Source organism: Actinomycetota bacterium, from assembly GCA_023488435.1.
GTDB lineage: Bacteria > Actinomycetota > Coriobacteriia > Anaerosomatales > UBA912 > UBA912.
The window spans coordinates 7,501-32,530 of the sequence record JAMDCK010000006.1; the positions used below are offsets into that span (position 1 = coordinate 7,501).

21 protein-coding genes (1 of these 21 cut by a window edge) are annotated in these 25,030 nt (G+C 59.1%); 2 read left to right on the top strand and 19 right to left on the bottom strand.

Annotated elements, in window-relative coordinates:
* Together M1617_00590 and tyrS are read right to left on the bottom strand one after the other, a co-directional pair.
* On the bottom strand, positions 1-501 hold the 5' portion of the coding sequence (locus tag M1617_00590) for an ABC transporter ATP-binding protein (protein MCL5886793.1). The gene continues 249 nt to the left of window position 1, outside the view; the window shows 501 of its 750 coding nt (coding positions 1-501); its start codon is at positions 499-501; the stop codon falls past the left edge of the window.
* Positions 502-517: 16 nt separating this feature from the next.
* A complete protein-coding gene (tyrS, locus tag M1617_00595) occupies positions 518-1,723 on the bottom strand; it encodes a tyrosine--tRNA ligase (GenBank protein MCL5886794.1) in 1,206 nt (401 codons plus the stop codon).
* A gap of 160 nt (positions 1,724-1,883) precedes the next feature.
* Here tyrS and M1617_00600 point away from each other — a divergent pair, with 160 nt between their 5' ends.
* Positions 1,884-4,544 (top strand): PBP1A family penicillin-binding protein, encoded by a 2,661-nt coding sequence (locus tag M1617_00600; GenBank protein ID MCL5886795.1) that lies wholly within the window; start codon positions 1,884-1,886, stop codon positions 4,542-4,544.
* Positions 4,545-4,596: 52 nt separating this feature from the next.
* Here the strand turns inward: M1617_00600 and M1617_00605 are convergent, their stop codons facing one another.
* Entirely contained in the window at positions 4,597-7,014 is a 2,418-nt protein-coding gene (locus M1617_00605; GenBank protein ID MCL5886796.1) for a DUF3656 domain-containing protein, read from the bottom strand.
* 100 nt (positions 7,015-7,114) lie between these two features.
* Between M1617_00605 and M1617_00610 the strand changes: the two genes are divergently transcribed.
* Complete coding sequence (locus tag M1617_00610; protein MCL5886797.1) at positions 7,115-9,382, top strand: PBP1A family penicillin-binding protein; 2,268 nt, start codon at positions 7,115-7,117, stop codon at positions 9,380-9,382.
* Between the two features lie 31 nt (positions 9,383-9,413).
* On the opposite strand, the gene M1617_00615 is transcribed toward M1617_00610, so the two are convergent.
* The 16 genes from M1617_00615 to infC all read right to left on the bottom strand — a co-directional run.
* Positions 9,414-10,034 carry a DNA-3-methyladenine glycosylase gene (locus tag M1617_00615; protein ID MCL5886798.1) on the bottom strand — a complete coding sequence of 207 codons (621 nt, stop codon included), beginning with the start codon at positions 10,032-10,034 and terminating at the stop codon, positions 9,414-9,416.
* On the bottom strand, positions 10,004-11,425 hold the full coding sequence (gene argH, locus M1617_00620) for an argininosuccinate lyase (GenBank protein ID MCL5886799.1): 1,422 nt from the start codon (positions 11,423-11,425) through the stop codon (positions 10,004-10,006). Before argH ends, M1617_00615 begins: the two co-directional genes overlap by 31 nt.
* Positions 11,418-11,840, bottom strand: coding sequence for a hypothetical protein (locus M1617_00625; protein ID MCL5886800.1), 423 nt, complete (start codon positions 11,838-11,840; stop codon positions 11,418-11,420). The genes argH and M1617_00625 overlap by 8 nt, the downstream gene beginning before the upstream one ends.
* Positions 11,827-13,056 carry an argininosuccinate synthase gene (locus M1617_00630; protein MCL5886801.1) on the bottom strand — a complete coding sequence of 410 codons (1,230 nt, stop codon included), beginning with the start codon at positions 13,054-13,056 and terminating at the stop codon, positions 11,827-11,829. The genes M1617_00625 and M1617_00630 overlap by 14 nt, the downstream gene beginning before the upstream one ends.
* 44 nt (positions 13,057-13,100) lie before the next feature.
* The gene (locus M1617_00635) at positions 13,101-13,529 is read right to left on the bottom strand and encodes an ArgR family transcriptional regulator (GenBank protein ID MCL5886802.1); all 429 of its coding nucleotides are present in this window, start codon (positions 13,527-13,529) and stop codon (positions 13,101-13,103) included.
* A gap of 48 nt (positions 13,530-13,577) precedes the next feature.
* Entirely contained in the window at positions 13,578-14,513 is a 936-nt protein-coding gene (gene argF / locus M1617_00640; protein ID MCL5886803.1) for an ornithine carbamoyltransferase, read from the bottom strand.
* On the bottom strand, positions 14,513-15,721 hold the full coding sequence (locus M1617_00645; GenBank protein MCL5886804.1) for an aspartate aminotransferase family protein: 1,209 nt from the start codon (positions 15,719-15,721) through the stop codon (positions 14,513-14,515). Before M1617_00645 ends, argF begins: the two co-directional genes overlap by 1 nt.
* Before the next feature lie 4 nt (positions 15,722-15,725).
* Positions 15,726-16,610: an acetylglutamate kinase gene (argB, locus tag M1617_00650; protein MCL5886805.1), complete on the bottom strand. Its 885-nt coding sequence runs from the start codon at positions 16,608-16,610 to the stop codon at positions 15,726-15,728.
* A gap of 75 nt (positions 16,611-16,685) precedes the next feature.
* Entirely contained in the window at positions 16,686-17,900 is a 1,215-nt protein-coding gene (gene argJ, locus M1617_00655) for a bifunctional glutamate N-acetyltransferase/amino-acid acetyltransferase ArgJ (protein ID MCL5886806.1), read from the bottom strand.
* Positions 17,901-17,912: 12 nt separating this feature from the next.
* On the bottom strand, positions 17,913-18,950 hold the full coding sequence (argC, locus tag M1617_00660; protein ID MCL5886807.1) for an N-acetyl-gamma-glutamyl-phosphate reductase: 1,038 nt from the start codon (positions 18,948-18,950) through the stop codon (positions 17,913-17,915).
* 127 nt (positions 18,951-19,077) lie between these two features.
* The gene (gene pheT / locus M1617_00665) at positions 19,078-21,507 is read right to left on the bottom strand and encodes a phenylalanine--tRNA ligase subunit beta (protein ID MCL5886808.1); all 2,430 of its coding nucleotides are present in this window, start codon (positions 21,505-21,507) and stop codon (positions 19,078-19,080) included.
* Between the two features lie 103 nt (positions 21,508-21,610).
* Positions 21,611-22,672 (bottom strand): phenylalanine--tRNA ligase subunit alpha, encoded by a 1,062-nt coding sequence (pheS, locus tag M1617_00670; protein MCL5886809.1) that lies wholly within the window; start codon positions 22,670-22,672, stop codon positions 21,611-21,613.
* Between the two features lie 539 nt (positions 22,673-23,211).
* On the bottom strand, positions 23,212-23,697 hold the full coding sequence (locus M1617_00675) for a hypothetical protein (GenBank protein MCL5886810.1): 486 nt from the start codon (positions 23,695-23,697) through the stop codon (positions 23,212-23,214).
* Between the two features lie 202 nt (positions 23,698-23,899).
* Positions 23,900-24,259 (bottom strand): 50S ribosomal protein L20, encoded by a 360-nt coding sequence (gene rplT / locus M1617_00680; protein MCL5886811.1) that lies wholly within the window; start codon positions 24,257-24,259, stop codon positions 23,900-23,902.
* Between the two features lie 39 nt (positions 24,260-24,298).
* Positions 24,299-24,499, bottom strand: a complete 201-nt coding sequence (rpmI, locus tag M1617_00685; GenBank protein ID MCL5886812.1) for a 50S ribosomal protein L35 — start codon at positions 24,497-24,499, stop codon at positions 24,299-24,301.
* A gap of 36 nt (positions 24,500-24,535) precedes the next feature.
* The coding region (infC, locus tag M1617_00690; GenBank protein ID MCL5886813.1) for a translation initiation factor IF-3 at positions 24,536-25,030 on the bottom strand (495 nt) is incomplete at its 5' end.

Below are 25,030 nucleotides of genomic sequence, written 5' to 3' on the forward strand. Positions count from 1 at the left end.
GGGCATCGTGGCGAGTGCCGCAATTAGCTGTGTCTTCTTGCGCATCCCTAAGCTGAAGTAGGCAATAGGCTTGCTGGGCGGTGCTTGGAAATGAAGAATCTCTGCGAGCTCATGCGCGCGAGCGAGCATCTTCCTCTTTGCCTCAGGTCTTGCTTCCCTCGGATAGCACAACACATGAGCACCGATGGAAAGTTGCCAAAGTTCTTCTGCTGTACACTCAGCTAGTAGTTCTTCCGGATCATCAGGCAAGAAGCCGACTGTTGCTCTCCACTCCATCTGTGAAGGAAGTACTGGCCTGTCGTTAAGTACGATACGCCCTTCCCTCATCGGTATCTGTCCCAACAAAACACGAGCCAGAGTCGTCTTGCCAGCACCGTTCGCGCCTACCACGGCTGTGATCTTGCCAAAGGGAAGGACAATATCGATGGGACCTAAGACAAAACTTCCCCGCGTGGCAGTCACTCCATCCAACACCAGGTGTCTTCCGTCAGGTTGCCCCATGTCTCCCTGTCCTCGTTCAGCCGCGCTTCGGCCTAGCAAATCGGCGGCGTCCGACCTGGATGACTCGGCCATCGACTTCACCGGGCGGGTAATCGTAAGACCCGGAGCCGAGGGCACCCCCGTCCACTTTCACGCCCCCCTGATCGATCATGCGTCGACCTTCGGCGTTAGAAGCGACGAGTCCCAGCTCCTTGAGTAGCGCCGGAAGATGCACGACTTCGCCTAGCTCGACGACGACCTCGGGCACGTCTTCGGGTATCGAGTGGTCCTTGAAGACCCGGTCGAATGCGGCCTCGGCCTCAGTTCCTGACGAGCCACCGTGGTAGATTTCGACGATGTCGCGGGCGAGCCTGCGTTTGACCTGTCCGGGATGCAACTCACCGGCGCCCAGGCCCTCCTCGATTGCGTCGATCTCCTCGGCGGGTATGGAAGAGCAAAGGCGATAGTACTTGACCATGAGCTCATCGGGGATGGACATGATCTTGCCGAACATGTCGGCAGGTTCATCGGTGAGGCCGACGTAATTGCCGTAGGACTTGCTCATCTTCTGGACGCCATCGGTTCCCTCAAGTAGCGGCAGTGTCATGCAGACTTGTGGCCGCATCCCGTGACGCTCCATGAGTTCGCGCCCTGCCAGCAGGTTGAAGAGCTGGTCGGTGCCGCCGATCTCAACGTCCGCTTTCACCACCACCGAGTCATAAGCCTGCGCCAGCGGGTAGAGCAGCTCGTGCAGGGAGATTCCGACGCCCTCTCGATACCGCTTCTGGAAGTCGTCGCGCTCGAGGATGCGGGCGACGGTGAACATGCTGCTAAGACGCAGCAGGTCTCCGAAATCGAGGCATGCGAGCCACTCGGAATTTCGGCGGACCTCTGTGAGTTCGGGATCGAGGACCTTGAAGACCTGAGCGAGGTAGGTCTTCGCGTGGGCATCGACCTCCTCCTTGCTCAGCGGTGGACGGAGGGTGCTACGCCCGGACGGATCGCCGATGAGTGCGGTGAAGTCACCTATGATCAAAACGACCTGGTGGCCGGCTTGTTGGAACTGGAGTAACTTGCGGAGCGGAACCGCATGACCCAGGTGCAGGTCGGGTGCGGTCGGGTCCACGCCGAGTTTCACTCGGAGCGGAGTGCCCGATTCCAGGCGCGAGCGCAGTGCGTCCTGCGGTGCGATCTCAGCGGTCCCGCTGGTGAGTCGATGGTATTGCGATTCGGGTATACTCATCGTTCGGGTCGGACCCCTCCATGTTTGGCCTGTATGTTGCACGTCATACTAACATGTATGCAAAACCTGCCCGACGCCGATGTCTCATCTCGCTTATCGTCTTGGCGGATGCTGCCGATGACATCGTTGGCGCCCTTTACGCTCGGCAATAGATGGAACGATGAGCCCACAGAACAGAGACGACAACAGACGCAAGCGGGATGCTGGGGATCAACCCCGGCCTAGACCCCGTCCACGCCCGCGGCCGCGATCCGAGTCATCGGACGGTGGACGTCCAGGAAGCGAGGGCGCAAAGCCCCGCAAGCGGCCCCCTGTAAAGGGCGAGAGGCGCCCGCCAGCTCGGGGCGAGAGGCGCCCTTCTTCGGCGGGTAAGAGCAGGAAGCCCGTCGGCAAGAAGCGACCGAACCTCCGGCGGCGCAGGCGGAGGATCCGCACGCTGCTCCTAGCGCTGCTCGGCATCGTGTTGATCGCGTTGTTGGCAGGCGGCCTGGCGTTCGCTTCGATCATGCGCGATATGCCCGATCCGGGTGCTGACCCGCAGGGCAGGGACCAGACCTCTGTCATCTACGACCGTAACGGCGAGGTGCTTGCCAGTCTATTCGCCGAGCAGAATCGCACCGATGTCCCACTGGACGAGATGCCGCAGGATCTTGTCGATGCGGTCATAGCCACCGAGGATAAGCGCTTCTTCACCCATGAAGGAGTCGACCCGATTGGAATCATGCGAGCCCTCTGGGTCTCGCTGACGACCGACCGATTGCAGGGCGGTTCCACGATCACCCAACAGTATGTGAAGAACGCGTTCATCACGCCGGAACGGACGGTCCGACGCAAGGTGATGGAAGCCGTGCTTGCCTATCAGGTCGAGGATCGCTTCACCAAACGGGAGATTCTTGAGCTCTACCTGAACACGATCTACTTCGGACATGGGGCCTACGGCGTAGAGGCCGCCTCCCAGGCATTCTTCCGAAAGCCTGTGCAAGAGTTGACCCTAACCGAATCAGCGGTCATCGCTGGAGTGATCCGCTCCCCTGGACGCTTCTCGCCGTACCTGAACCCCGAAGACGCCGTGAACCGCCGCAACACCGTGCTCGGACTCATGCGAGATCAAGAGTTGATCACCGAAGAGGAGTACACAGCGGCCGAAGCGACACCCATCGAGACCGCTGGCCTGCCCGACAACGACGCCAAGGCGCCGTACTTCGTCGAGTTCATCAAAGCGCAGCTCATCGACCAGTTTGGCTCCGAGGTCGTCTTCCGTGGGGGCATCAGCATCCGAACCACTCTGGATCTGCGTCTCCAACGCGCGGCCGAGAAGGCGGTCCTCGACAACCTTGAGGACCCCGAAGGGCCTTCGGCAGCTCTGGTCGCCATCGATCCGAAGACCGGCGAGATACTCGCGATGGTCGGCGGGCGCGACTTCGCGTCGAAGCAGTTCAACGTCGCTGCTCAGGGAAGACGCCAACCCGGCTCGGCGTTCAAGACCTTCGTGCTGGCTGCAGCTCTTGCCGAAGGAGTCGGCACGGAGGATATGTTCGAATCGGGCCCGAGGGCCTTCCCTCTTCCCAACGGTGAGACCTGGGATGTCACGGGGGCCACTCCTGGCGGCCCCATGCGCCTACGCACCGCCATCGAGCGCTCGGTCAACTCCATCTTCAGTGAACTGATTCTCGATGTCGGCACCGACGAGGTCGTCCAGACTGCGAGGGCCATGGGGGTGACCACTGAGTTCGAGCACGTCCCCGCGATTGCCCTAGGCGGCATGGACCAGGGTGTCTCGCCGCTCGAGATGACTTCGGCGTACGCCACTCTGGCCTCCGGGGGAACCGCCTCCAACCCATTCGGACTTGCCGAAGTGACTGACGCAGCCGGTGAGGTCCTCTTCTCGGCTGAGCCGTCCCTGACGGTCGGCGCCATAGACCCAGCGGTCGCCTACCTTACAACCGACATGCTCAAAGGAGTTCTGACGCGCGGGACCGCCACGGCTGCGCGCATCGGGCGCCCGGCGGCGGGCAAGACAGGAACGACGCAGGAATACCGCGACGCGTGGTTCGTCGGCTACACGCCTCAGTTGTCCGCAGGTGTCTGGGTGGGCCATCCCGAGGCCGCACGCGAGCTCAAGGACGCAGCGGGGCGCAACATCACAGGCGGTTCCGTTCCATCGCGGATATGGGCTCAGTTCATGAAGGCTGCGCACGAACCCTGGCCAGTTGAAGATTTCCCGCGGCCGGAGGGTCTGACCCAGGTCAGCATATGCACTCAAAGTGGGCAGCGCGCGGGCGAGTGGTGTCCCGAGAGCTTCACAAGCCTCTTCCTAGAGCAAGGTCTGCCAGAACCATGCCCGACACACACTGGCCCGACCGAAGTCGAAATCCCTGACGTGATCGGGATGACGAAGCAAGAAGCGATTGCTGCCTTCAATCGACTGATGTTGCAGTTCAGGGTTGTCGAACAGGACGTCCGGGGTATTCCTGCCGGGGTGGTGTCGAGTCAGGACCCCGCCGGACGAAGTACCGGAACCACGGCGACTGTCGTCACCATCGTTGTCTCTGACGGTGGCGCTTCAGACAGGCCACCGCGCGCCGTTTTCAGCCTTCCTGCCGAGGCGACCGTGGGGCAGCGATTGGTCTTCGATGCCACAGGTTCGACGGACAACGGGACGATCACCTCGTACCAATGGGAGTTCGGTGACGGCAACAAGCTCTCAGGTCCGCGCGTTGAGTACGCCTACACTGCGCCCGGGACTTTCTCGGTCACGCTCTGGGTTACCGATGATCGAAACCAGACTTCGTCGGTGACTCGGCAGATTATCGTCAGGTGAGCCGACGAGGCCCGCTACTTGGGCCCATGCTTGCCGGGCGATGGACCGCAGATCACTTCACGCCGCGATAGAAAAGCCCGCTGGTGGAGTCCTGCGCTGCCCGCGGACGCGGTGCTTCGGGCGTCTTTGTGCGCGAGGAGATCGCCGATGCCATCAGGGCCTTCGTATGTGCGGTGATCTGCTGAGCGGCCTGTACGGTCTCCGTTGTGAAGTCCAGTCTGATCGCGTCGATTCCCATGTCGATGATCTCTCCCGTTGCCTTCGCCAGATCAAGTGGCACCGAATTCAGGATGTGGGTACGTCCACGCTCGTCGACGAACATTGGGAAGACGAAACCTTTCCTGTCGCGAAGGGTGTGCTCCCGTGCCCTCCTGGTGCATGTCGCACAGCGGCCGGAGCATGCGCCTAGTGCTGTCAGCACGCACGGCTCTGTCACCATGAGCTCTTGACGGCCGTAGAACGCCATCCCCACTGGGATGGATGCCCTCTGGGTGAGCGCCGCGAGCTGCCTTCCGGACAGCTCTGGGGACAGCCAGACGAAAGAAGCCCCTAGATCACGCAGCGCTTCCACCGTGAACGGATTCGTGACATTCAGGCTCCAATCGGCCTCCAGGAAGACATCGCTTCCTGAGAGCGCCTCCAGTCCGCCGAGGTCACCCACGCAAGCCCTCCCGAAGCCGCGAGCCATAGTGACGTACCCCTCGAGTTCGCCGTCGAGAGCGATCCTCGGCAGTTCAGGCACGATCGCCGGGCCGAGGACGTCTTCGGATGCAAGCGCGTCGATGGGCAGTATCGCTCTATGCGCGCCTGCACCCAGGCAAGCCTTCGCGACCGCTAAACTCGTACACCGGACGACGATCTCAGGAAGATCGCGTCGGCGAGCGTTCCGTGCGAGTGCGGGGACGTCAGGGTGTTTTGGTTCGCGTGCAAGCCACGGCTCGAGGATCGATCGCTCGAGGGCCTCGATCGCTTCCTTGCGCAAACGATGCAACGCCGAGTAACCCAGCCCTGCATCTGCCGAAAGCTGGATGTCCAGGGCTCCAATCCTGAAAGGCGTGCCTCCCAGCCTGCCCACGTGCTCACCGACCTCCTCGGCGGTTATGGGCTTGGTGCGTGCGCGCTCGACCAGCGCCCCCGTGGCCTGTGCGCTGTGACCGGCACGGCTGACCTCGATCTGAAGCTCCTCGCCGACGACGACTTTGACCGCGACATCGATCGCGAGACGCGGGGCGGCGTCCTTCGCAAATGTCCGCCTGGCGGCCTCATTGAGGGAAGCGTTAGCGACTCGGAAGACCCTGTCGCCGGTGCTGACGGAGCGGTGGGCTGCGATCTCAACAACAGCGGCCGAAGGCGCCGCCACGACATCCCGGCCGTCGAGCTTGAGCGGCGAGACCTTCTGCGCGTGCCGACCGGACTTGGTCCAGTACTCGACGATATCACCGCGATCGAGCCCGACCTCGAGCTTGATCCGCGCGGTGCCAGTTCCGGTCGACACTACGCGGCCGATGGGCACACCGCGATTGTTCGGCCTAGCGCGGCTCATCATTTCGGCTGTACGCTCGCCAGTAAGGTACGCAGAGGTGAAGCCCCGACTGAAAGCCTCGGCGAGTATGGCCTCTTCGGCCTCGCTTGCCGCATAGCCCTCGGGATCTGACCACGCACGGTCCAGCGCTGCGCGATAGACCCCCGTGACGAGTGCAACGTATTCAGGACTCTTCATGCGCCCCTCGATCTTGAGCGATTTCACTCCGGTCGCGATCAGCTCGGGTAGCAGATGGATGGTGTGCAGGTCCTTCGGCGAGAGCAGGTGTGGCCCCTCCTTGGCGACGCTGCGACCCTTGGCATCGATGATCTCGTACGGGAGACGGCACGGCTGTGCGCAGTAGCCGCGATTTGCCGAGCGCCCGCCGATTACAGAAGACATCAGGCATTGCCCCGAATAGCAGACGCACAGAGCTCCGTGGGCGAAGACTTCGACCTCGATTGCGGTGGAGTCGACGATGCCGGTGATGCGAGATAAAGAGAGCTCCCTTGCTAGCGTTACGCGGGCGAAGCCCATCTCTGCGAGCGCTTCCACGGTCCGGGAATTGTGTGTTCCGACCTGTGTGGATGCATGCATTCGGACCTCTGGTAACTGCGAGTGGATAAGCCGAGCCAGGCCCAGATCCTGGACGATCACGGCATCCACGCCAGCGCTCCAGGCATCCGCCGTCATCTGAAGCGCATGCTGGAGCTCGATCTCGAATAGGGCGACATTGAGTGTCAAATAGACTCTCTTTGTGTGAAGATGGGCGAACCGGGTCGCCTCGGCGAGCGTCTCAAGGGAGAAGTTCTCGGCGCCGCCTCTTGCGTTGAGGCTGTCGAGCCCGAGATAGACTGCGTCGGCTCCGCTGTGGACCGCGGCTCGAAGAGCATCAGGACCACCAGCTGGTGCCAACAGTTCAGGCAGGTCCCTTGTGGGTATGTTCATTCTGTATCCATTCGGTAACATAGTGGACGATAATCACGAATCGCTGGGGAAATCTGGCAAAGTATAAGTCAAACTATCAGTAGGAGATGAAACCCCGGATATGTCAAGTCGCAGAAAGCGAATAAGGCGTACGAGCAAGAAGGGCCTTGGTAAGGCGGCAACCATCTTGTCGATTACCGCTGTGCTGCTGGTGGTCTTCGCCGTCGGCGGTGCCGGGGGCGCCTACGGCCTGGTGACCTCGTGGCTACAAGACCTTCCTGACTACGAGGATCCCCGCGCTTTTGAGGTCGCACAGGCCACAAGGATATATTCGGCGGATGGCGTCCTGCTAGCCCGACTCTTCTTGGAGAATCGAACCGTTGTCCCTAAGTCAGAGATCTCCACATACCTGGTGGAGGCCACTGTGGCTGTCGAGGACGAACGATTCTTCGAGCACCCCGGAGTCGATCCGCAAGGTATATTGCGGGCATTCATCAACAGCTTCATCAAAGGCCGCGGCCTTGAGGGTGCGTCAACGCTGACTCAACAGTACATCCGCAACACCATTCTCGTCGATGAACGCACGGACATCACCTTCCGCCGTAAGGTCCGCGAGGCCTATCTCGCTCTTGAGCTCGAAAAGCGGAAGTCCAAAGAGCAGATCCTGGAGCTCTACCTGAATGCGGTCTACTACGGAGAGGGCGCTTACGGCGCGCAAGCCGCTGCGAGAGTCTACTTCTCGAAGGACGCTGCTGACCTGACGCTGGCTGAAGCTGCCTTGCTTGCTGGACTCCCTCAGCGCCCGGGCAGACTCTCGCCGTACGACAACCCCGATGGAGCTTTGGAGCGCAGGGCCCACGTCCTGGAGCGAATGTACGTCAACGACTACATCACTCGCGAAGAGTATGAATCTGCGATGGCCGAACCGCTCAACCTCAAGCGTGCCGATGAGCCTCTGCACGGCATCTACTCAGCACACTACTTCGTGGCTCACGTCCGCAGGCTGTTGCAAGATGACTTCGACCAGTCCCTGGTCTTCCAGGGAGGACTCACTGTCCACACCACCCTTGACACCCGCCTGCAGGGCTACGCCGAGAATGCGGTCTTCTCGGCATTGGGACAACCAGGCGATCCGGATGCTGCGCTGGTCTCGGTGGATCCGCGCAACGGCCACATCAGGGCGATGGTTGGCGGGCGAGATTACGCAACCAACAAATTCAACCTAGCAACCCAAGGCAGTCGCCAGCCTGGGTCGGCATTTAAGACGTTCGTGCTGGTAGCCGCGATGGAAGATGGCATGCCCCCCCATCGACTGATGGACTCTTCATCGCCAGCTGTCATCAGGACCACTCCCCCCTGGGAGGTCTCCAACTCCGAAGGGCGCGGCAGGGGTCTTATCTCCATCGACCGGGCTACGGCCATCTCGGTCAATACGGTTTTCGCCCGCTTGATCTGGGACTTGAATGAGCGCGGTGGAAAAACGGGGGCCCAGAAGGTAGCGGACGTCTCTCAGCGGATGGGAATCACCACCAACGTGCCTGCTCTCCCCTCCATCGCTCTAGGGAGTCAGAATGTCACTCCACTGGAAATGGCCGCTGCATACGGAACCCTTGCAACCAACGGCCTTGCGTTCCCTCCAATCGCCATCACCAAGGTTGAGGCCGCCGATGGGGCGGTGGTCTACGAAGCCGAGCCCGAGAGCACCAAGGCTATCGAGCCGGAGATCGCCTATGCAGCCACTACGGTGCTGGAGGGCGTCATATCCCGCGGAACCGCGAGTCGCGCTCGGATTGGCCGCCCGGCTGCTGGCAAGACTGGCACCTCCCAGAACAACCGCGATGCATGGTTCGCTGGCTACACACCACAGCTGTCCACTGCCGTGTGGGTAGGCCACTACGAGACAGAACTTCCGATGAATAACGTCAGGGGCCGTCGAGGTTTTGGTGGCACGCTCGCGGCTCCGATTTGGGCAGACTTCATGCGTGCCGCACATCAAGGCCTTCCGGTCATGAACTTCGATTCACAGCCCAGGCCCGACTACATCTGGAAGCCGGAGTGGGATTCAAGAATCAGCGTACCGGCACTTGCCGGGATGAACCGGGCGCAGATCACCGATGCAATGGAAGAGGCCGGCTTGCGTGCTGCGTTCACTGAGGCATTCAACGCTACGGTTCCGGCGGGCCAAATCGTCTCGCAGCGCCCCGAGGGCGGTGCTCGTGTCCGCGACAACACTGTCGTCAACATCGTAATCTCACGGGGCCCAGCGCCACGAGCCCCGACGCCCGCGCCGACTCCCCCGGTGACTCAGCCGACGCCGACGCCTCCCACTCCCCCAACACCCCCAGCACCACCCGAACCTCCTTCAGCCCCGACGACACCAACGCCGTAGGACTCGCAAGGATCAACTCGGGGGCATCCTCCTACCGGGACACGTAGCGGCTCTGGGCGATGTGATATCGCAGCGGCAGATCCTGACCGGCCGATAGCCCGATCCTCCCGGTAGTGGCAATTCTTCGCTTCGGAACCGGTGGTCCATCGTGGATCTCTACTCGACCTGCGTTGATGACGCTCGCATTGTCGGCCATGGTGACCCCTAAAGCCGAGGTAAGACGGCCAGGGCCGCGCGCCAGCAACAGCGGGGCATCGGTGCCCCTGCGCCTGGCCATGACATCAATCCCAATCAAGGGCTCGATGGCGCGGATGAGTACCGCCCCCGCAAGCCCGTCAGGCAGGCAAACGACATTGAGCATGTGGTGGATCCCGTACGACAGATAGACGTAAGCCGAGCCCGGTGGTCCGTACATCGTAGCGTTGCGAGGAGTTATCCCGCGAGTCGCAGCATGGCTGCCGGGATCCTCTGCGCCGAGATAAGCCTCCACCTCGACGATCTTGCCGCCAGCCACCACTTCACCGTCCCGAACCGCCAGCGTCTTGCCTAGCAGCTCAAGTGCTACGACTCTAGGGTCGGACTCGAAGACCTCGGGCGAAAGCATCGCACCCAGATCAGCCGTCACACCTTGGGCGCTGCGCTCTGAATCCATCCGCGGTCCTTGGCGATGTCCTGCTCGGCGGCCACGAGTTGCGCTGCAACCGGCTCGACCCCGGTGCCCCCTGCGCTGATCCTGCGGGCCACAACGGAATGGATGTCGATGACATCTAAGACGCCCTCGCCAAACCCCGGATGGATCGCGGCGTACTCCTCGGCCGATAGGTCCTGCAGGGTCCGACCGGAACGCTCGCACTCGAGCACCAGACGCCCGACAATCTCGTGTGCCGCCCTGAAGGGCAGGCCCTGCACCACGAGGTGGTCGGCCAGGTCTGTGGCCGCCATGAATCCGCCGAGGGCCGCCTGGGCCATCCTCTCTTCGTTGACCCGAAGTGTCGAAAGCATTCCCGAGACGACATTCATACAGGCCAGAGTCGTGTCGATGGCATCGAATGCAGACTCTTTATCCTCCTGCATGTCCTTGTTGTATGCGAGCGGGAGTCCCTTGAGGACCATGAAAAGTCCCATTAGATCTCCAGTGACCCTTCCGCTCTTTCCTCGCACGAGCTCGGCGAAGTCCGGATTCTTCTTCTGCGGCATGATGCTCGAGCCTGTGGCGTAGGTGTCATCCATCGTCACAAAACCGAACTCCTCGGTGGACCAAAGAATCAGCTCTTCACACAGCCTGGACATGTGGATCATCGATACCGCGCAGGCGTAGACGATGTCGAGCAAGAAATCCCGGTCGCTAACCGCATCCATCGAATTAGCCGAAATGCCCGCAAAGCCAAGCCGATCGGCAACCTGCTGACGATCGATTGGAAACGAGGTACCGGCGAGCGCCGCGCTGCCCAGCGGAAGAGTGTCGGCAGCATCGTGTGCGTGCCTGAGCCGGAGGGCGTCACGCGAAAACATCCAGAGATAGGCAAGTACGTGGTGACTGAAGAGAACTGGTTGAGCCTTTTGCAGGTGGGTATATCCGGGCATGACTACATGGGCCTGATCCTTGGCAAGCTGAAGGATGGCTTCTCGGAGAGAGACGTTCGCCTCGATAAGCTCGACGGCGCACCGCTTGACGTAGAGCCTGGTGTCAGTTGCGACCTGATCGTTTCGACTCCGAGCAGTGTGCAGACGACCACCTGCGGGGCCGATGCGCTCGGTGAGTATGCGCTCGATGGCCATGTGGATGTCCTCGTCCGCCAGATCGAAGACGAAACTTCCGTCACGGATCTCGCGATATATCTGCGAAAGACCCTCCTCGATCGCGTCGGCGTCAGCGATCGAAATCACTTCGTTGTCCGCAAGCATCCGCGCATGTGCGATGGATGCCCTGATATCCTCTGCCCACATTCTCTTGTCGACATCGAGGGAAGCCCCGAATTCTTCGAGGAACCTACCGCCGAACCGCTCGAAACGCCCGCCCCAATTCTTTCTTGGCCTATTCACTTTGTCCGCTCCCTGGGTCCTTCTTCAGTTTCTGTCGTATCAGTGCCGCCAAGAACCGGGCTGCAGGAAAGGCCAGTGCAGAACCGAAACCAATTCCCACCATGTTGTACGCCCATTGAACCCGCGGTGTATGTCCTGGCAGTAGTATTGGAAGCAACGATCCGAATATGATCGCTCCTACCACGAACGCATTCTGGTTGCGAGTTCCCCGGGATTCGGTGGAACCAAAGGCCCCTACGACCGCACCGATGAACAGTCCCATGTAAAACGAGAACGCCACCGTGTCGGCTTGGATCTCTATCGCCCCAGTGAGCAGCGACAACACGAAGGCCAGCGCCGTCCACAGGACCACCCAGACTCCAGCAGCCGCCATGACACGCAGATCGCTTCGGCTAAGTACTTTAGATCGCAACATCGCCCTTCCTAATCGCCTTCTGCCTCTGTCGGGCCCACACCTTGGTCGGCAGTCCGTGTAGATCAACGAACCCCTTGGCCGCGGCATGGTCGAACGTATCGGCTTCATCGTAGGTAGCCAGGTTGTAATCGTACAGCGAGTAAGGGCTGCGGCGCCCAACCGTAACACAGCTACCTGCCGAGAATCGCAGGCGGACGTCACCGGTCACCATCTCCTGTGTTGTGTGCACGAATGCGTCTAGCGCCTCTTTGAGCGGCGAGTACCACAGCCCGTTGTAAACGAGTTCCGACCATTTCTGCTCAATGCCAAGCTTGTAGTGGAGCACCGACCGCTCAAGACACAAGTCCTCCAGGGCCTTGTGGGCTGTAATAAGCGCCAGCGCCCCCGGGACCTCATAGATCTCGCGGGACTTCACACCCACGAGGCGGTTCTCGATCATGTCGATCCTGCCGAAACCATGGGCACCGGCGATCGCCGTCATCTGAGCGATGATATCGATGAAGCTCGCTTGGACGCCGTTGATGGCGGTGGGAATCCCGGCCTCGAAGGTAATCTCTACGTACTCCGGCTCGGCGGGACCCGACTCGCTTGTGGCGGTCAAGGTGTAGATGTCGGCCGGGGGTTCAACCCAAGGGTCCTCAAGGATGCCGCATTCGATGGCTCGACCCCAGAGGTTGTCATCGATGGAGTAAGGATTCTCCTTGGTGGTCGGGACCGGTATCCCCCGCTCGATTGCCCATTCCATCGCTTGTTCCCGCGTCTTGATCTCCCATTCGCGTACGGGCGCGATGATCTCGATGCCGGGGTCGAGTCCCATCACGCCGACTTCGAAACGGACCTGGTCGTTGCCCTTCCCGGTGCAACCATGTGCAATGAACCGTGCATTGCGCCGGTGGGCCTCTTCGACAAGATGCTTCACGATGATGGGTCGCGACAAAGCACTCACCAGCGGATACTTGTTCTCATAGAGTGCGTTAGCCTTCAAAGCCTTCGAGAGATACTCGTCAACGTACTCCTGGCGCACGTCTTTCACCACAGAGTCAGTCGCCCCGATATCGAGTGCCTTCCTCCGAATGAAGTCGAGATCCTGACGCTCCTGACCAACATCGATGGCTAGGGCGACGACGTCAACTTCGTAGTTTTCCGAAATCCAGCGGATAGCCACCGAGGTGTCTAGACCACCAGAATATGCCAGCACACAAATATCTTTCGCCATAGTTCCTGAGTACCTCCGTGTCGATGCTTTGGTGATTGGTCAGACTAAGTGATCCTAAACTTGGAAATCCGTTCTTTCAGCGCGACAGCGGCTGCCTCACCTTCGGTTATCAGTAGCACGGTGTCATCGCCCGCAATGCTTCCCAGTATGCCCTCGAGCTCGGCCCTATCCATGGCCGCTGCCACGCCCTGTGCGGTACCCGGAGACGTTTTGACGAGCACCAGATTACCGGTGTGGATCACCGAGACGACCACCTCCGTGACCATTCGATGAAGATGCTGATCCTCGGCAAGGACATAAACGCCCTCGGGTACTTTTCGGAGTCCGATCTCGGAGATGTCTCGCGACACGGTGGCCTGCGTGCACTCTTGCCCGTGCCTAGCTAAAGCTTCCACTAGGTCTCGCTGGGTCCGTATCCTGTCTTGCCGGACTATCGCCCGAATCAGATCATGCCGCGCTTTTCTCTTTCCCATACCCTATCACTTCGCCTTCTGGTCAACATTACAGGACTGACAAACTAGTCACCCTAACAGCAGCGCGAGCAAAGCCTGCTGCGCATGCAATCGATTCTCTGCCTCGTCAAAAACCTTGGAATAGGGCGCATCGATCACTTCATCTGCCACTTCTTCTCCCCTATGCGCTGGCAGACAGTGCAGGAAGATCGCATCTGTCGCAGCAAGGCCCATGAGTTCGGGATCTACGATATAGCCTTCGAATGCTTCGAGTCGCCTTTGGTGCTCGTCCTCCTGGCCCATTGAAGTCCAGGTATCAGTCACAACGACCTGGGCGTCTCTGACGGCTGCTCCCGGATCGGCGGCTAGCTCAATCCGCCCCCCGTTTTCCAGGGCGAGCTCTTGGGCCCTGGCGAGGATCGCCTCATGGGGCCGATAGCCATGGGGGCATGATATGGCGACCTCCATGCCTGTGGTCGCACCTGCCAAGAGGTATGTGTTCGCCATGTTGTTCCCATCCCCCACATATGCAAATCGGAGCCCGCTCAGCCTACCGAAGTTCTCGACGATCGTCATGAGATCCGCCAGCCCCTGACAAGGATGATGCTCGTCCGTAAGCATATTGACGACCGGCACTTCGGCCAGATTCGCGATCTCCTCGACTTTAGATTGCTCGAATGTCCTTACGCATATCGCGTCGACGTAGCGCTCAAGCGTCTTGATCGAATCATGCACGCTCTCTCCGCGAGAGAAAACGTTATCGCTCCCTCCGAGGATCACAGGGTGCATACCCAAGCGATGACAAGCAACCTCGAACGACACCCGAGTGCGCAAAGAGGGCTTCTCAAGAATCAGAGCCACTGCCTTGCTCTCATGTCTTCGGGCGTCCATGCCCGGCTCCCGCCCGTTCTTCAGCTCTTTAGCCAGGTCAAGAACTGCCCAGATATCTTCAGCTCCCAGGTCGGCAATGGTAAGCAGATCCCGACCCCTCAAGAAGGCTCCCATCATCTCTTCCCTTCTGTGATTGCTGGTCGCAGATACTCGAGCAACTGATCGATCTCGACTGTAGTACAACATAATGGGGGCAAAAGCCTGACCGTGTTCGCCGAGGTACTGTTGAGCACGAATCCATCGGCGAGTGCTTGATCCACAAGCTGAACTGCACTTGGCTCAATCAAGTCGAACGCGACCATAAGGCCCGCTCCCCTCACTTCTGCGATGCTACTCGTTTCGAGCATCAGGCGCTCCAGACCGGCAACCAGATGCTCGCCCGAGGAGATCGCCCTCGCGCCCGCCCGCTCTTCACTGAGGGCATCGAGATTGGCTCGCGCTGCGGCACAGATCACTGGGCCTCCGCCGAAGGTCGACCCGTGGTCTCCGGGGACGAACGCATCCGCAACCGAAGTGTTGGCCACCACAGCTCCTATGGGGAGTCCGTTTCCGAGCGCTTTCGCTAGCGTCATTATGTCGGGGCGAACGCCGGAAGTCTGGTGAGCGAAGACCGGACCCGTCCGATATATCCCACACTGGACCTCGTCGAACATGAGCAGGATGCCACGAGCATCGCACATCTCTCGGACTGCGCGTAGGTACTCTTGAGTGCATGGGAATACGCCGCCTTCACCTTGGACCGGCTCGAGCAACACCGCACATACCGAGTCATCCAGTGCGTCCTCGAGGGCGACGACATCGTTGAGCTCGACGTGTCGAAACCCCGGCGAGACTGGAGTGAATATCTCCTGCTTAGCAGGCTGTCCCGTGGCGGCTAGCGAGGCTAGAGTGCGGCCGTGAAACGACCGATGCGCTGCAACGATATTCCTGGAGTGAGGCCCTCTGTGGATAGAGGCCCACTTCCTGGCCAGCTTGACTGCACCCTCAACCGCTTCAGCCCCGGAATTGCCGAAGAAAACACGGGCGTCCCCACCAAAGAGATCGACAATCTGCGCCGCTAGCTCAGCGCGATGCTCAACGTGGAACAGATTGGTGATATGAGTGAGTTTTCCGACCTGCTCCCGTACGGCCTGCACGACCGCAGGGTGCGAGTGTCCAAGGTTCACGGTACCAATCCCGCTCATGAAGTCGAGATACTCGCGGCCATCGTCGTCGAGAAGTCGCATCCCTTGGCCGGACACGAAGAGTACCGGCTTGCGGCTATATGTATTCATGTGGCTGGCCACATCCAGCGCTGCCAGGCGCTCCAATTCTAATCCCATAAAGTCACATCACCTCTTCGGCCAACCAGGGTTCCTCGGCGGGAGTGATCATGGTGCCGACACCCTCTTCCGTGTAGACCTCAAGTAGCAGGGCATGAGGCACTGTCCCGTTGAGTATGTGTGCGCGTTTGACCCCGCCGCGAACCGCCTTGACGCACGCCGAGACCTTGGGGACCATTCCGCCTTTCAGCGAGCCTCCTTCGACGATTTCCTCGGCTGGCTCCAATGATAGCTTCCTGATTAGCGAAGTCTTGTCCGAGGGATCCGCATACAACCCATCGACATCTGTGAGGAATATGACTTTGTCTGCGCTCAGATCAGCTGCAAGACGACCCGCTACGGCATCGGCATTGACGTTGTACGAACCCCCATCTTCAGCGACTGCGACCGTGGCAATAACCGGTATGAAGCCGTCATCGATCAATTTCATGACAACCGTGGTGTCGATGCTCGTTACCTCGCCGACCCGGCCGAGATGAGGCGAGAGCTGCTTGGCTCGAATCAGATTCGCATCGTCGCCGGATATGCCGACTGCAAGGTTGCCGTGTGTATTGATCGCCGAGACGAGTTCTTTGTTTACCTTGCCGACTAGAACCATCTTGACGATCTCCATCGCTTCATCCGAAGTCACTCGGAGTCCATCGCTGAATTCGACCGGCATGTCCAGGCGGTCCATGAATGAGCTGATCTCCGGCCCTCCGCCATGTACGATAACCGGATTGATTCCGACAAGCTTCATGAGCACGATGTCGCTTGCAACGTGTGCGCGAAGCTCTGGGTCCGTCATTGCCGAACCGCCGTATTTGATGACAATCGTACGCCCCCAGGTCCGCTTGATCCACGGTAGGGCCTCGGTCAAAGTGCTGGCCTTCAAATGGATGTCAGACATCGGTTGCTCTCTCCTCGGTTGGTCTTGGGATGTTTGCATCGGTGAAATGTTCCTCACATCAGTATTCAGACTCGATTAAGAACGATACTCGCCGTTTATGCGGACATATTCGTAGGATAGGTCGCAAGTCCAAACAGTTGCTTCGCAATCGCCGAGGTGAAGATCCACCAGCACCTCGATCTCAGGTTGAGCAAGAGCTTGGGCGGCCTCGGCTTCATCGAATGGCACAGCCTGGCCTTCTCGGCACGTGGTGATTCCTGCGAAAACGATCTCGAGCTTGTTTGGGTCGATCAAGGCTGAGCTGTTGCCAACGGCCATAGCCACTCTTCCCCAGTTGGCGTCACCCCCGAATATGGCGGTCTTGAAGAGCGGAGAATTGGCAATCGAGCGTGCGATTGCATCAGCGTCTGGCAACGATGAAGCACCTCGGGCTGTGACGCTGACGAATCTGGTTGCGCCCTCACCGTCCTTGACTATCATGTGTGCGAGAGTCCGACATACTTGTGTGATCGCGTCGACGACGGCTGGGTAGACGGGATGTTGCGTCGTGATGACATCAGCGCACCCAGCACCTGAGGCCATCAACAGCACCATGTCGTTGGTGGATGTCTCGCCGTCCACGGTGATGCGATTGAAGGTCTCTGCGCTAGCGGAGACCAGCGCTGCTCGGCAGGCATCCGGATCCAGCGGAGCATCCGTGGTTATGAATCCAAGCATGGTTGCCATATTGGGCATTATCATCCCGCTGCCCTTAGCCATCCCTCCGACCCTGAAGGTCATTCCGTCGCATTCGACGTATACAGCGGCTTCCTTGTGGGTCGTGTCGGTGGTCATGATCGCCTCAGCTGCACTGCGCGCACATCCACTCGGCAATGCATTGACGGCCGCCTTTATGCCGTCAACAATGACCTGCATGGGAAGCGGGACTCCGATTACCCCCGTGGAGGCAATGATGACATCCGCAGGAGAGCAGCCAAGAGCATGGGCGGTAACCTCTACCATCTTGCGAGCATCAGCGAGCCCGCGCGCACCCGTACAGGCGTTGGCATTCCCAGAATTGACGACAGCAGCACGAATTCTTCCTGATTCAATGTTGGCTCGCGAAACCTCGATCGGGGCAGCAGCCATTGAGTTCCTGGTGAACACTGCTGCTGCAGGAACAGGGGTTCCAGCATCAATGATGGCGATGTCCTTCTTGCCGCTCTTCTTCACGCCGGCGCTCACGCCCGTCGCCGAGAAGCCAGTAGCCGCTAGTATTCCGCCTTCAATATGCTCGACAGTGTATTTCACGCGCAATACCCCCTAAATGACAGCGCCTGCGAATCCAAGACCCGCACTTTCGTCGATACCGAACAGCACGTTGGCACACTGGACCGCTTGCCCTGATGCTCCCTTGATTAGATTGTCGATAGCGCACGACACGGTCAACAGCCCTGTAGGATGGGCGGCCAGCCCGATGTGCGCTCTGTTCGTCCCACTGACATGTGATGTCGACGGCATCTGTCCCGACTCACACAGTGTGATGAAATGTTCTTCCGAATACCGTTCCTGATACAAAACAAAAGCTTCTTCTTGCTCTAGCGGTCGAGACAATTGCAGGTAGACGGTGGACAAGAGCCCTCTGGTCATTGGCACGAGATGCGGGGTGAACGCCACCTGCAGCGACCGGCCTGATAGAGACGAGAACTGCTGCTCGATCTCTGGAACGTGCCGGTGCGAACCGACTTTGTAGGCACATACGGCTTCATTGGCTACCGGAAAGTGAGTCCCGGCAGCGGGACTCTTTCCTGCGCCCGAGACCCCGGATTTTGCATCGACCACGACAATGTCCCCGAGCAAAAGCCCAGCTTCGAGGAGCGGAGCAGCAGCCAGCAGAGTGGCGGTGGGATAACATCCCGGGCAGGCGACGAGCCGAGCTCCTGATAGGGAGGATCGAAACAGCTCGGGAAGACCGTAGGCTGCCTCAGATAGCAACTCCAAGCTTGTGTGGTCAGTCGAGTACCACTGGGAGTAGACTTCAGGATCTGTGATCCGATAATCCGCTGAAAGGTCGACGACGGTGACGCCGAGCGAAAGTAGCTCCGGAACCAAGGTGAGCGCCTGCGTGTGCGGCAGAGCGACAAAGGCCAACGTGGCGCGTTTTGCAACGGTGCGCATATCCAAATCCTCGAAGCGAAGTTCGGTCATGTGCGTGAGTCTGGGGTAAACGTCGGAAAGGAGACGACCCGACTCCGCCCGAGAGGTGGCGGCCACAAGCCGAAAGTGTGGATGGCCCAGAAGTATACGGGATAGCTCGATCCCGGTGTATCCTGATGCGCCGATTACCGCGACATCAATCATCGCAGCTCCTCACCTGATGCTACGCCAATGTGACAGAATGGATATCATACTGTCCGAAGCGTATAGCTGTCAACTGAATATGCAACTTCACGCATATCAAGTGACTGTGTATGCTCATGAGCGAACTCTACCCGCGGAGTCGGGCCCCAACTTTGGCCTCGACTTTTCGCAACATCCGTTCGTGCTGCGTTTTGACCTCATCGTCTGTGAGCGTCCGGTCTATGGAGCGGTACGTCAACGAATACGCCAGGCTCTTCTTGCCCGACTCAACTCCCTCTCCGGTGTAGACATCGAACAGCTCGATCATGTGGAGGTCACGCCCTGCCGACTCCAAAATAGCTGTCTCTACACTACTGGCCGTCACAGTACTGTCCACGACCAGTGCGATGTCGAGTTGAACTGGCGGAAACCTCGGAACATCCCGGTATCTCTTCACCGAGACAGTGTTGGCCAGTAGCCGATCGAGTGATAGCTCGAAGGCGACCACTGGACCCTCACACTCATATATCCCAAGGACCTCCGGATGCACTTCGCCCAGCCAGCCCAAGACATCGCTTCCCGCGACCACTCGGGCAGACCTCCCTGGCTGCAGCCACTCGTACTGCGATGCGATGAACGAGGCCGCCTCGACGCCGAGATCAAGCAGCAGGGTTTCGATGACGCCCTTGCCGTCGAAGAAATCCAGGGCATCAGCGGTCCTACCCGCAGAGCCCGCGTGAGACTTGGGAGCCGAAGACTGAGCCCTTGCGTCATGCCAGGACTTGGGCATCCACCTGCCGTTGAGTACCCCCGCCACCACGTGGTGTTCGCGTGGCAATTGACGACCGGCTGCCGTGGCGAACACAGTTCCGATCTCATATAGATGGACGCCTGACACTCCGCGATTCTGGTTGAAGGACACCGACCGCAGTAACCCAGGGAAAATGTGTCGCCTCAAGGACGCCTGTTCTTCGGACATGGGGTTCATCAGCCGAACCCACTCCTCTTTGGGGATTGAGTCACAACCCGGAATAGCCGTATCCCTGCCCTCGGCGAATATGTATGTCATGGCCTCGGTCAGGCCCGCAGCTCGAAGTGTGGCTCCGACGCGCTCTCTATCGGCCTGAGCCCGCGTGAGCCCCCCGCTCCGACCTGTACCTGAGGGCAATGTCGGCTTCACGCGTTCCATCCCCCAGATGCGCAAGACCTCTTCCACGAGATCGATCTCGCGCTCAAGATCGGGGCGGAATGACGGAATCTCTACTCGGAGGGATTCCTGTGCGTCGTCTTCGACCCTCAGGCCCAGTCTTTGGAGGATGTCAATCATATCTTCAGCCGAAATCTCCTCGCCCACGATCTTGCAAAGACGCTGAATCCTCAATTCCAGGGTACGCACCGAAGGCGCTGTCGAAGCGACGTCTATAACGCCACTCGCAACTACGCCGCCGCACACCTCCCGCAGAAGGGATGCCGCTCTGTCGAGGGCAGCAACACATCCGGCGGGGTCCACGCCTCTCTCGAAGCGGGAGGATGCTTCGGAAAGCAGACCTAGTGACCTGCTGGTCCTCGAAACCGAATCCTTGTCGAAGACTGCGGCCTCAAGTAACACATCCACTGTAGTCTCAGAGACCTCAGTGGAGGCTCCGCCCATCACTCCGGCCAGTGCGATTGCCTGGGCAGAATCCGCGATGACAAGCATCTGGGAGTCGAGACGCCGCTCCACACCGTCTAATGTCTGCAAGAGCTCCCCAGCGCTTGCTCGACGTACGATGATCTGTGCCTGCAGGTCAGTGCCTCGCAGCGTAGCCAGGTCGAACGCATGCAGTGGCTGCCCCATTTCGAACATCACATAGTTGGTGATGTCTACTATGTTGTTCACGGGCCGCGCCCCAGCTGCGATGAGCCTATCGGCTAGCCACTTCGGAGACGGGCCAATCTTGACGCCGCGAACGAGTCTTGCAGCATACCTGGGACATAGCGAAGAATCGACGACGGTCACATCCACAACATCCGCTATCGGGGAACCCTCCTCAACAACCGAGAATGAGGGGGCGGAAAACGGCACGCCTGTGACCGCTGCGACCTCTCTTGCGACGCCGACCATCGACATGCAATCGGCCCGGTTCGGTGTGACCTCCAGCTCGAAGGTGACATCGGAAAGTCCCTGATACTCCGAGAACCGCGATCCGATCGGAGCATCTTTGGGTAGGATCAGCAATCCGTCCTGATCGGACCCAAGCCCAAGCTCCGCTGCCGAGCAGTTCATGCCTGCGCTCTCGACTCCACGTAACTTAGCGCGCTTGATCTTCATGCCTGCAGGCAAGACTGCTCCGGGTAAAGCCACGGGAACCAGGTCGGAGACCTCAAAGTTTTGAGCACCACATACGATCTGAACCGGTTCACTCTCTCCAATATCGACCAAGGTGACCCACAATTTGTCGGCTTGCGGATGAGGGGTCTTGTCGACTATCCGCCCAATGACCACGTTCTCAAGTGATTCGCCTGTGCGGTGAATAGCGGCGACTGCCGTTCCCGTGAGCTCCAGACGATCGTTGAGCGCTTCTGGGGATAGCTTCACTTCGACTAATTCAGACAACCATGACTGTGGAACACGCATAGACTATCTCGCTTTTCCCTTGATATTGCCCTATCAGAACTGCTCGACGGCGAGCGAGGCCACACTAGAACTGTGCCAAGAACCGCATGTCTCCTTCGACAAGCATTCTAAGATCCGGCAGATCGTACTTGAGTGCAGCTATTCGCTCCACTCCCATGCCGAATGCGAAACCGCCGTACCTCTCAGAGTCGATTCCGACATACTCGAAGACATTCGGATCGACCATCCCGCAACCGAGGATCTCGAGCCAGCCGGTGTTTCCGCAGAATCGACATCCTGAGCCCGCACATATCCCGCACGAGACATCAACCTCAGCCGACGGCTCGGTGAACGGGAAGAAGTGTGGTCGGAATCTGGTCTTACGATCAGCACCGAACATCTCGTGGCAAAAATGTTCCAGCGTGCCCTTGAGGTCGGCGAAGGTGACACCCTCGTCGACCACGAGTCCTTCCACCTGAGTGAACTGAGGTAGATGGCTGGGATCGGGTATATCTCTGCGATAGACCTTCCCTGGGGCTAGGATGTAGATAGGCGGCTTGGAGGATTCCATGACTCGAACCTGGACAGGGCTGGTGTGTGTACGCAGCAAGACCTCAGAGTCGTGACTGGCCTGATCGGCCTCCACAGATTGATCCCTCACATAGAAGGTGCCGCTTGGAGACCGCGCCGGATGGGCCTGGGGCGTGTTGAGCGCCGTAAAGTTGTAGTATGCAAGCTCCACCTGCGGCCCTTCGGCTATGCGGTACCCGAGTCCTACGAAGATCTCCACGACCTCGCGGGTGATTCTCTCGATCAGATGCTGTCTGCCGAGAGGATGCCTCCTGCCTGGAAGAGTGACGTCGACGCTGTCTTCCAGCATCTGTAGTCGCAGGGCTTCGCTCGATATCGCGCGGGTCTTCTCCTCCAGTGCGGCTTCGATACCGGTCCTGACCTCGTTTGCCGTACTGCCAACAAGCGGCTTTTCTTCTGCCGAGAGGGACCCTAGTCCTCTGAGAATCTGCGTCAGCGAACCCTTCTTGCCCAGGTACCGAAGACGGGCCTCCTCCAACTCACTTGCATCTTGAGCCGTAGACACAGCCATGATCGCTTGCTCACGGATCTGGTGTAGTTCCTCTATGAGATTCATCGTGTGTGTTGCTCCCACCCGATCGCATCGACAGCGCCAGCGGTTCGGAAGTCGACCTTTCGCATGACCTGGATCGGTCTTGCGAAGATCGACTTCCGATGATCCGCAACCAGCAACTCATTGGTGCCCAACGTAGGAGAGCACAGCCTATTCTGGCTGGTTCAGGAGTGTAGCACCCATTGTAGCCCGTATCCACCCTTGTCCAGCCGATCCTAACGGCAATACCCAGACTACCCGTCCAACAATCGCATCGGGCGCTAGCTCCTCCCTGTCCTCTACTTCGTTGGCATCGCCCCTCGTTCGAAACCGCGGACCTTCCTCGATTCCGACCACCCGATGCACAATCGCCCTCGATCCAGGCTTTCGAAACAGGACGACATCCCCTACTTCAACCCCGGACCCCTTCCAAGCGATGCAGACGTCGCCGGGAAACAGAGTCGGCTCCATGGACGACCCGGTGATGATCACAACCCGGACGAACAGCACGCATACTCCCAAAGCCACGCCAGCAATAAGCATGAGCGCTGTCTCCCGAATCCTCACCGCTGGCTTTGCTCCGCATCGATGTTCAATGTGAGGTTCACATGGTCTCCCTGCAAAGTTGCTGGGCTATCTGCGGGCAAAGTCAGTGCGAAGTCGAGGAGTGCAGTCTCGCCAGGTCCCACCTGAACTGGAAGCGTCCTCATGGCGTTCAATCGTCCCTCGTAGACTACCCTTCCTCCATGATGTACCGTCACAAATAGGGCATCATAAAAGGCAGTTATCCCCGACCGTCTTGAGCCTGTTACCACGAAATCCATTACCAAGGAGCCCGTGTTGCTCACGTGCAACTGCCTGCCGACCACTATCCCTGGCGCAACGCCCTCTGCGGAAAGCGCCGATGATGCTGGCTGGCTGGCCAGAGCAACCGTACCCGCCCTGATGACATTGTCTTGCACCTGCACCCTCGCTGTGAAATATGCGCCGGCCATACCAACGCACATCACCAAGGCAAACCCTACGAGCACTACCCATAATCGTTTCATCGTTCCCCCAATTTCGCTCGGGCCACAGCACTTTGGCTGTAGCGATTCAGACGTCGCGGCCGCGTTCACGCATAATGCCCCCTGGACCGAAACAATCGCTTTCCCGTAGCTAAACTAAAGCTATCCCCCCAGTTGCAGTAGAAACGCAACGACCGGGCCACCCTGATGGTTGCGCCCGGTCGTATAGTGCTCTTTTTAGTTGCTAGGCCGCTCTGGCGCCCTTGGAAATCTCGACCAACTTTGCGAATGACGCAGGATCGTTGATGGCCATGTCCGACAAAATCTTGCGATCCAAGTCTACTCCTGCAAGCTTCAGTCCATTCATGAACTGCGAGTACGAGAGGCCACTGAGGCGTGCACCGGCATTGATTCTGACGATCCACAAGCGACGAATCTCGCGCTTCTTATTCCTGCGGTCGCGATATACATACTGGAGCGAATGCTGGACCTGCTCTTTGGCGGCGCGATAACTACGGCTCTTGGCTCCGTAGTAACCCTTGGCCTTCTCGAGTACGGTTCGTCTCTTCTTTCGGGCGCTGACACTACGTTTGATTCTGGGCATGTGTAATCACTCTCCTGGCTTATACGTGACTTGAAGAAATCAGGCGATTCCGAGTTGACGACGAATCGTTCTCTCATCGGACGGATGAACGTAGGACGATGCCTTGAAGGCCCTCTTGCGCTTGGGGCTCTTCTTCTCGAGTATGTGACTCTTGAAGGCATTAGCACGCTTGATCTTGCGTCCCGAGCCAGTGAGCTTGAACCTCTTGGCGGTGCTCTTGTGTGTTCTCATCTTGGGCATATCTGCACTCCTAACCTTCGTTACGAACTATCCCGATCAGTCAGACTCTTCTTCCTTCTTGGAAACGTCTTTCTTCACGGGCGCTATCATCATGAACATGTTCCTGCCATCAATCTTCGGTGGAGATTCGATGATCGCAATCTCCGTCAGCTCCTCGGCTAAACGCTCGAGGATGACCAACCCACGCTCGGCGTGTACCATCTCCCGACCTCGGAACATGATCGTAACCTTGACCTTTGCGCCTGCGGTCAAGAATCTGAGAACGTGCTTCTTCTTGGTCTCATAGTCATGCTTGTCGATCTTGGGCCGGAACTTGATCTCTTTGATCTCGACCCGGGTTTGATGCTTGCGCGCTTTCTTGGCCTTCATGTCCTGCTCATACTTGTACTTGCTGTAATCCATGACGCGACAGACTGGTGGATCGCCGTCGGGCGCTACCTCAACTAGATCAAGGTCTTGTTCGTCGGCAATCCGCTGCGCATCGGCGGTAGCGAAGATTCCGAGCTGTGAGCCATCCACGCCGATAAGCCG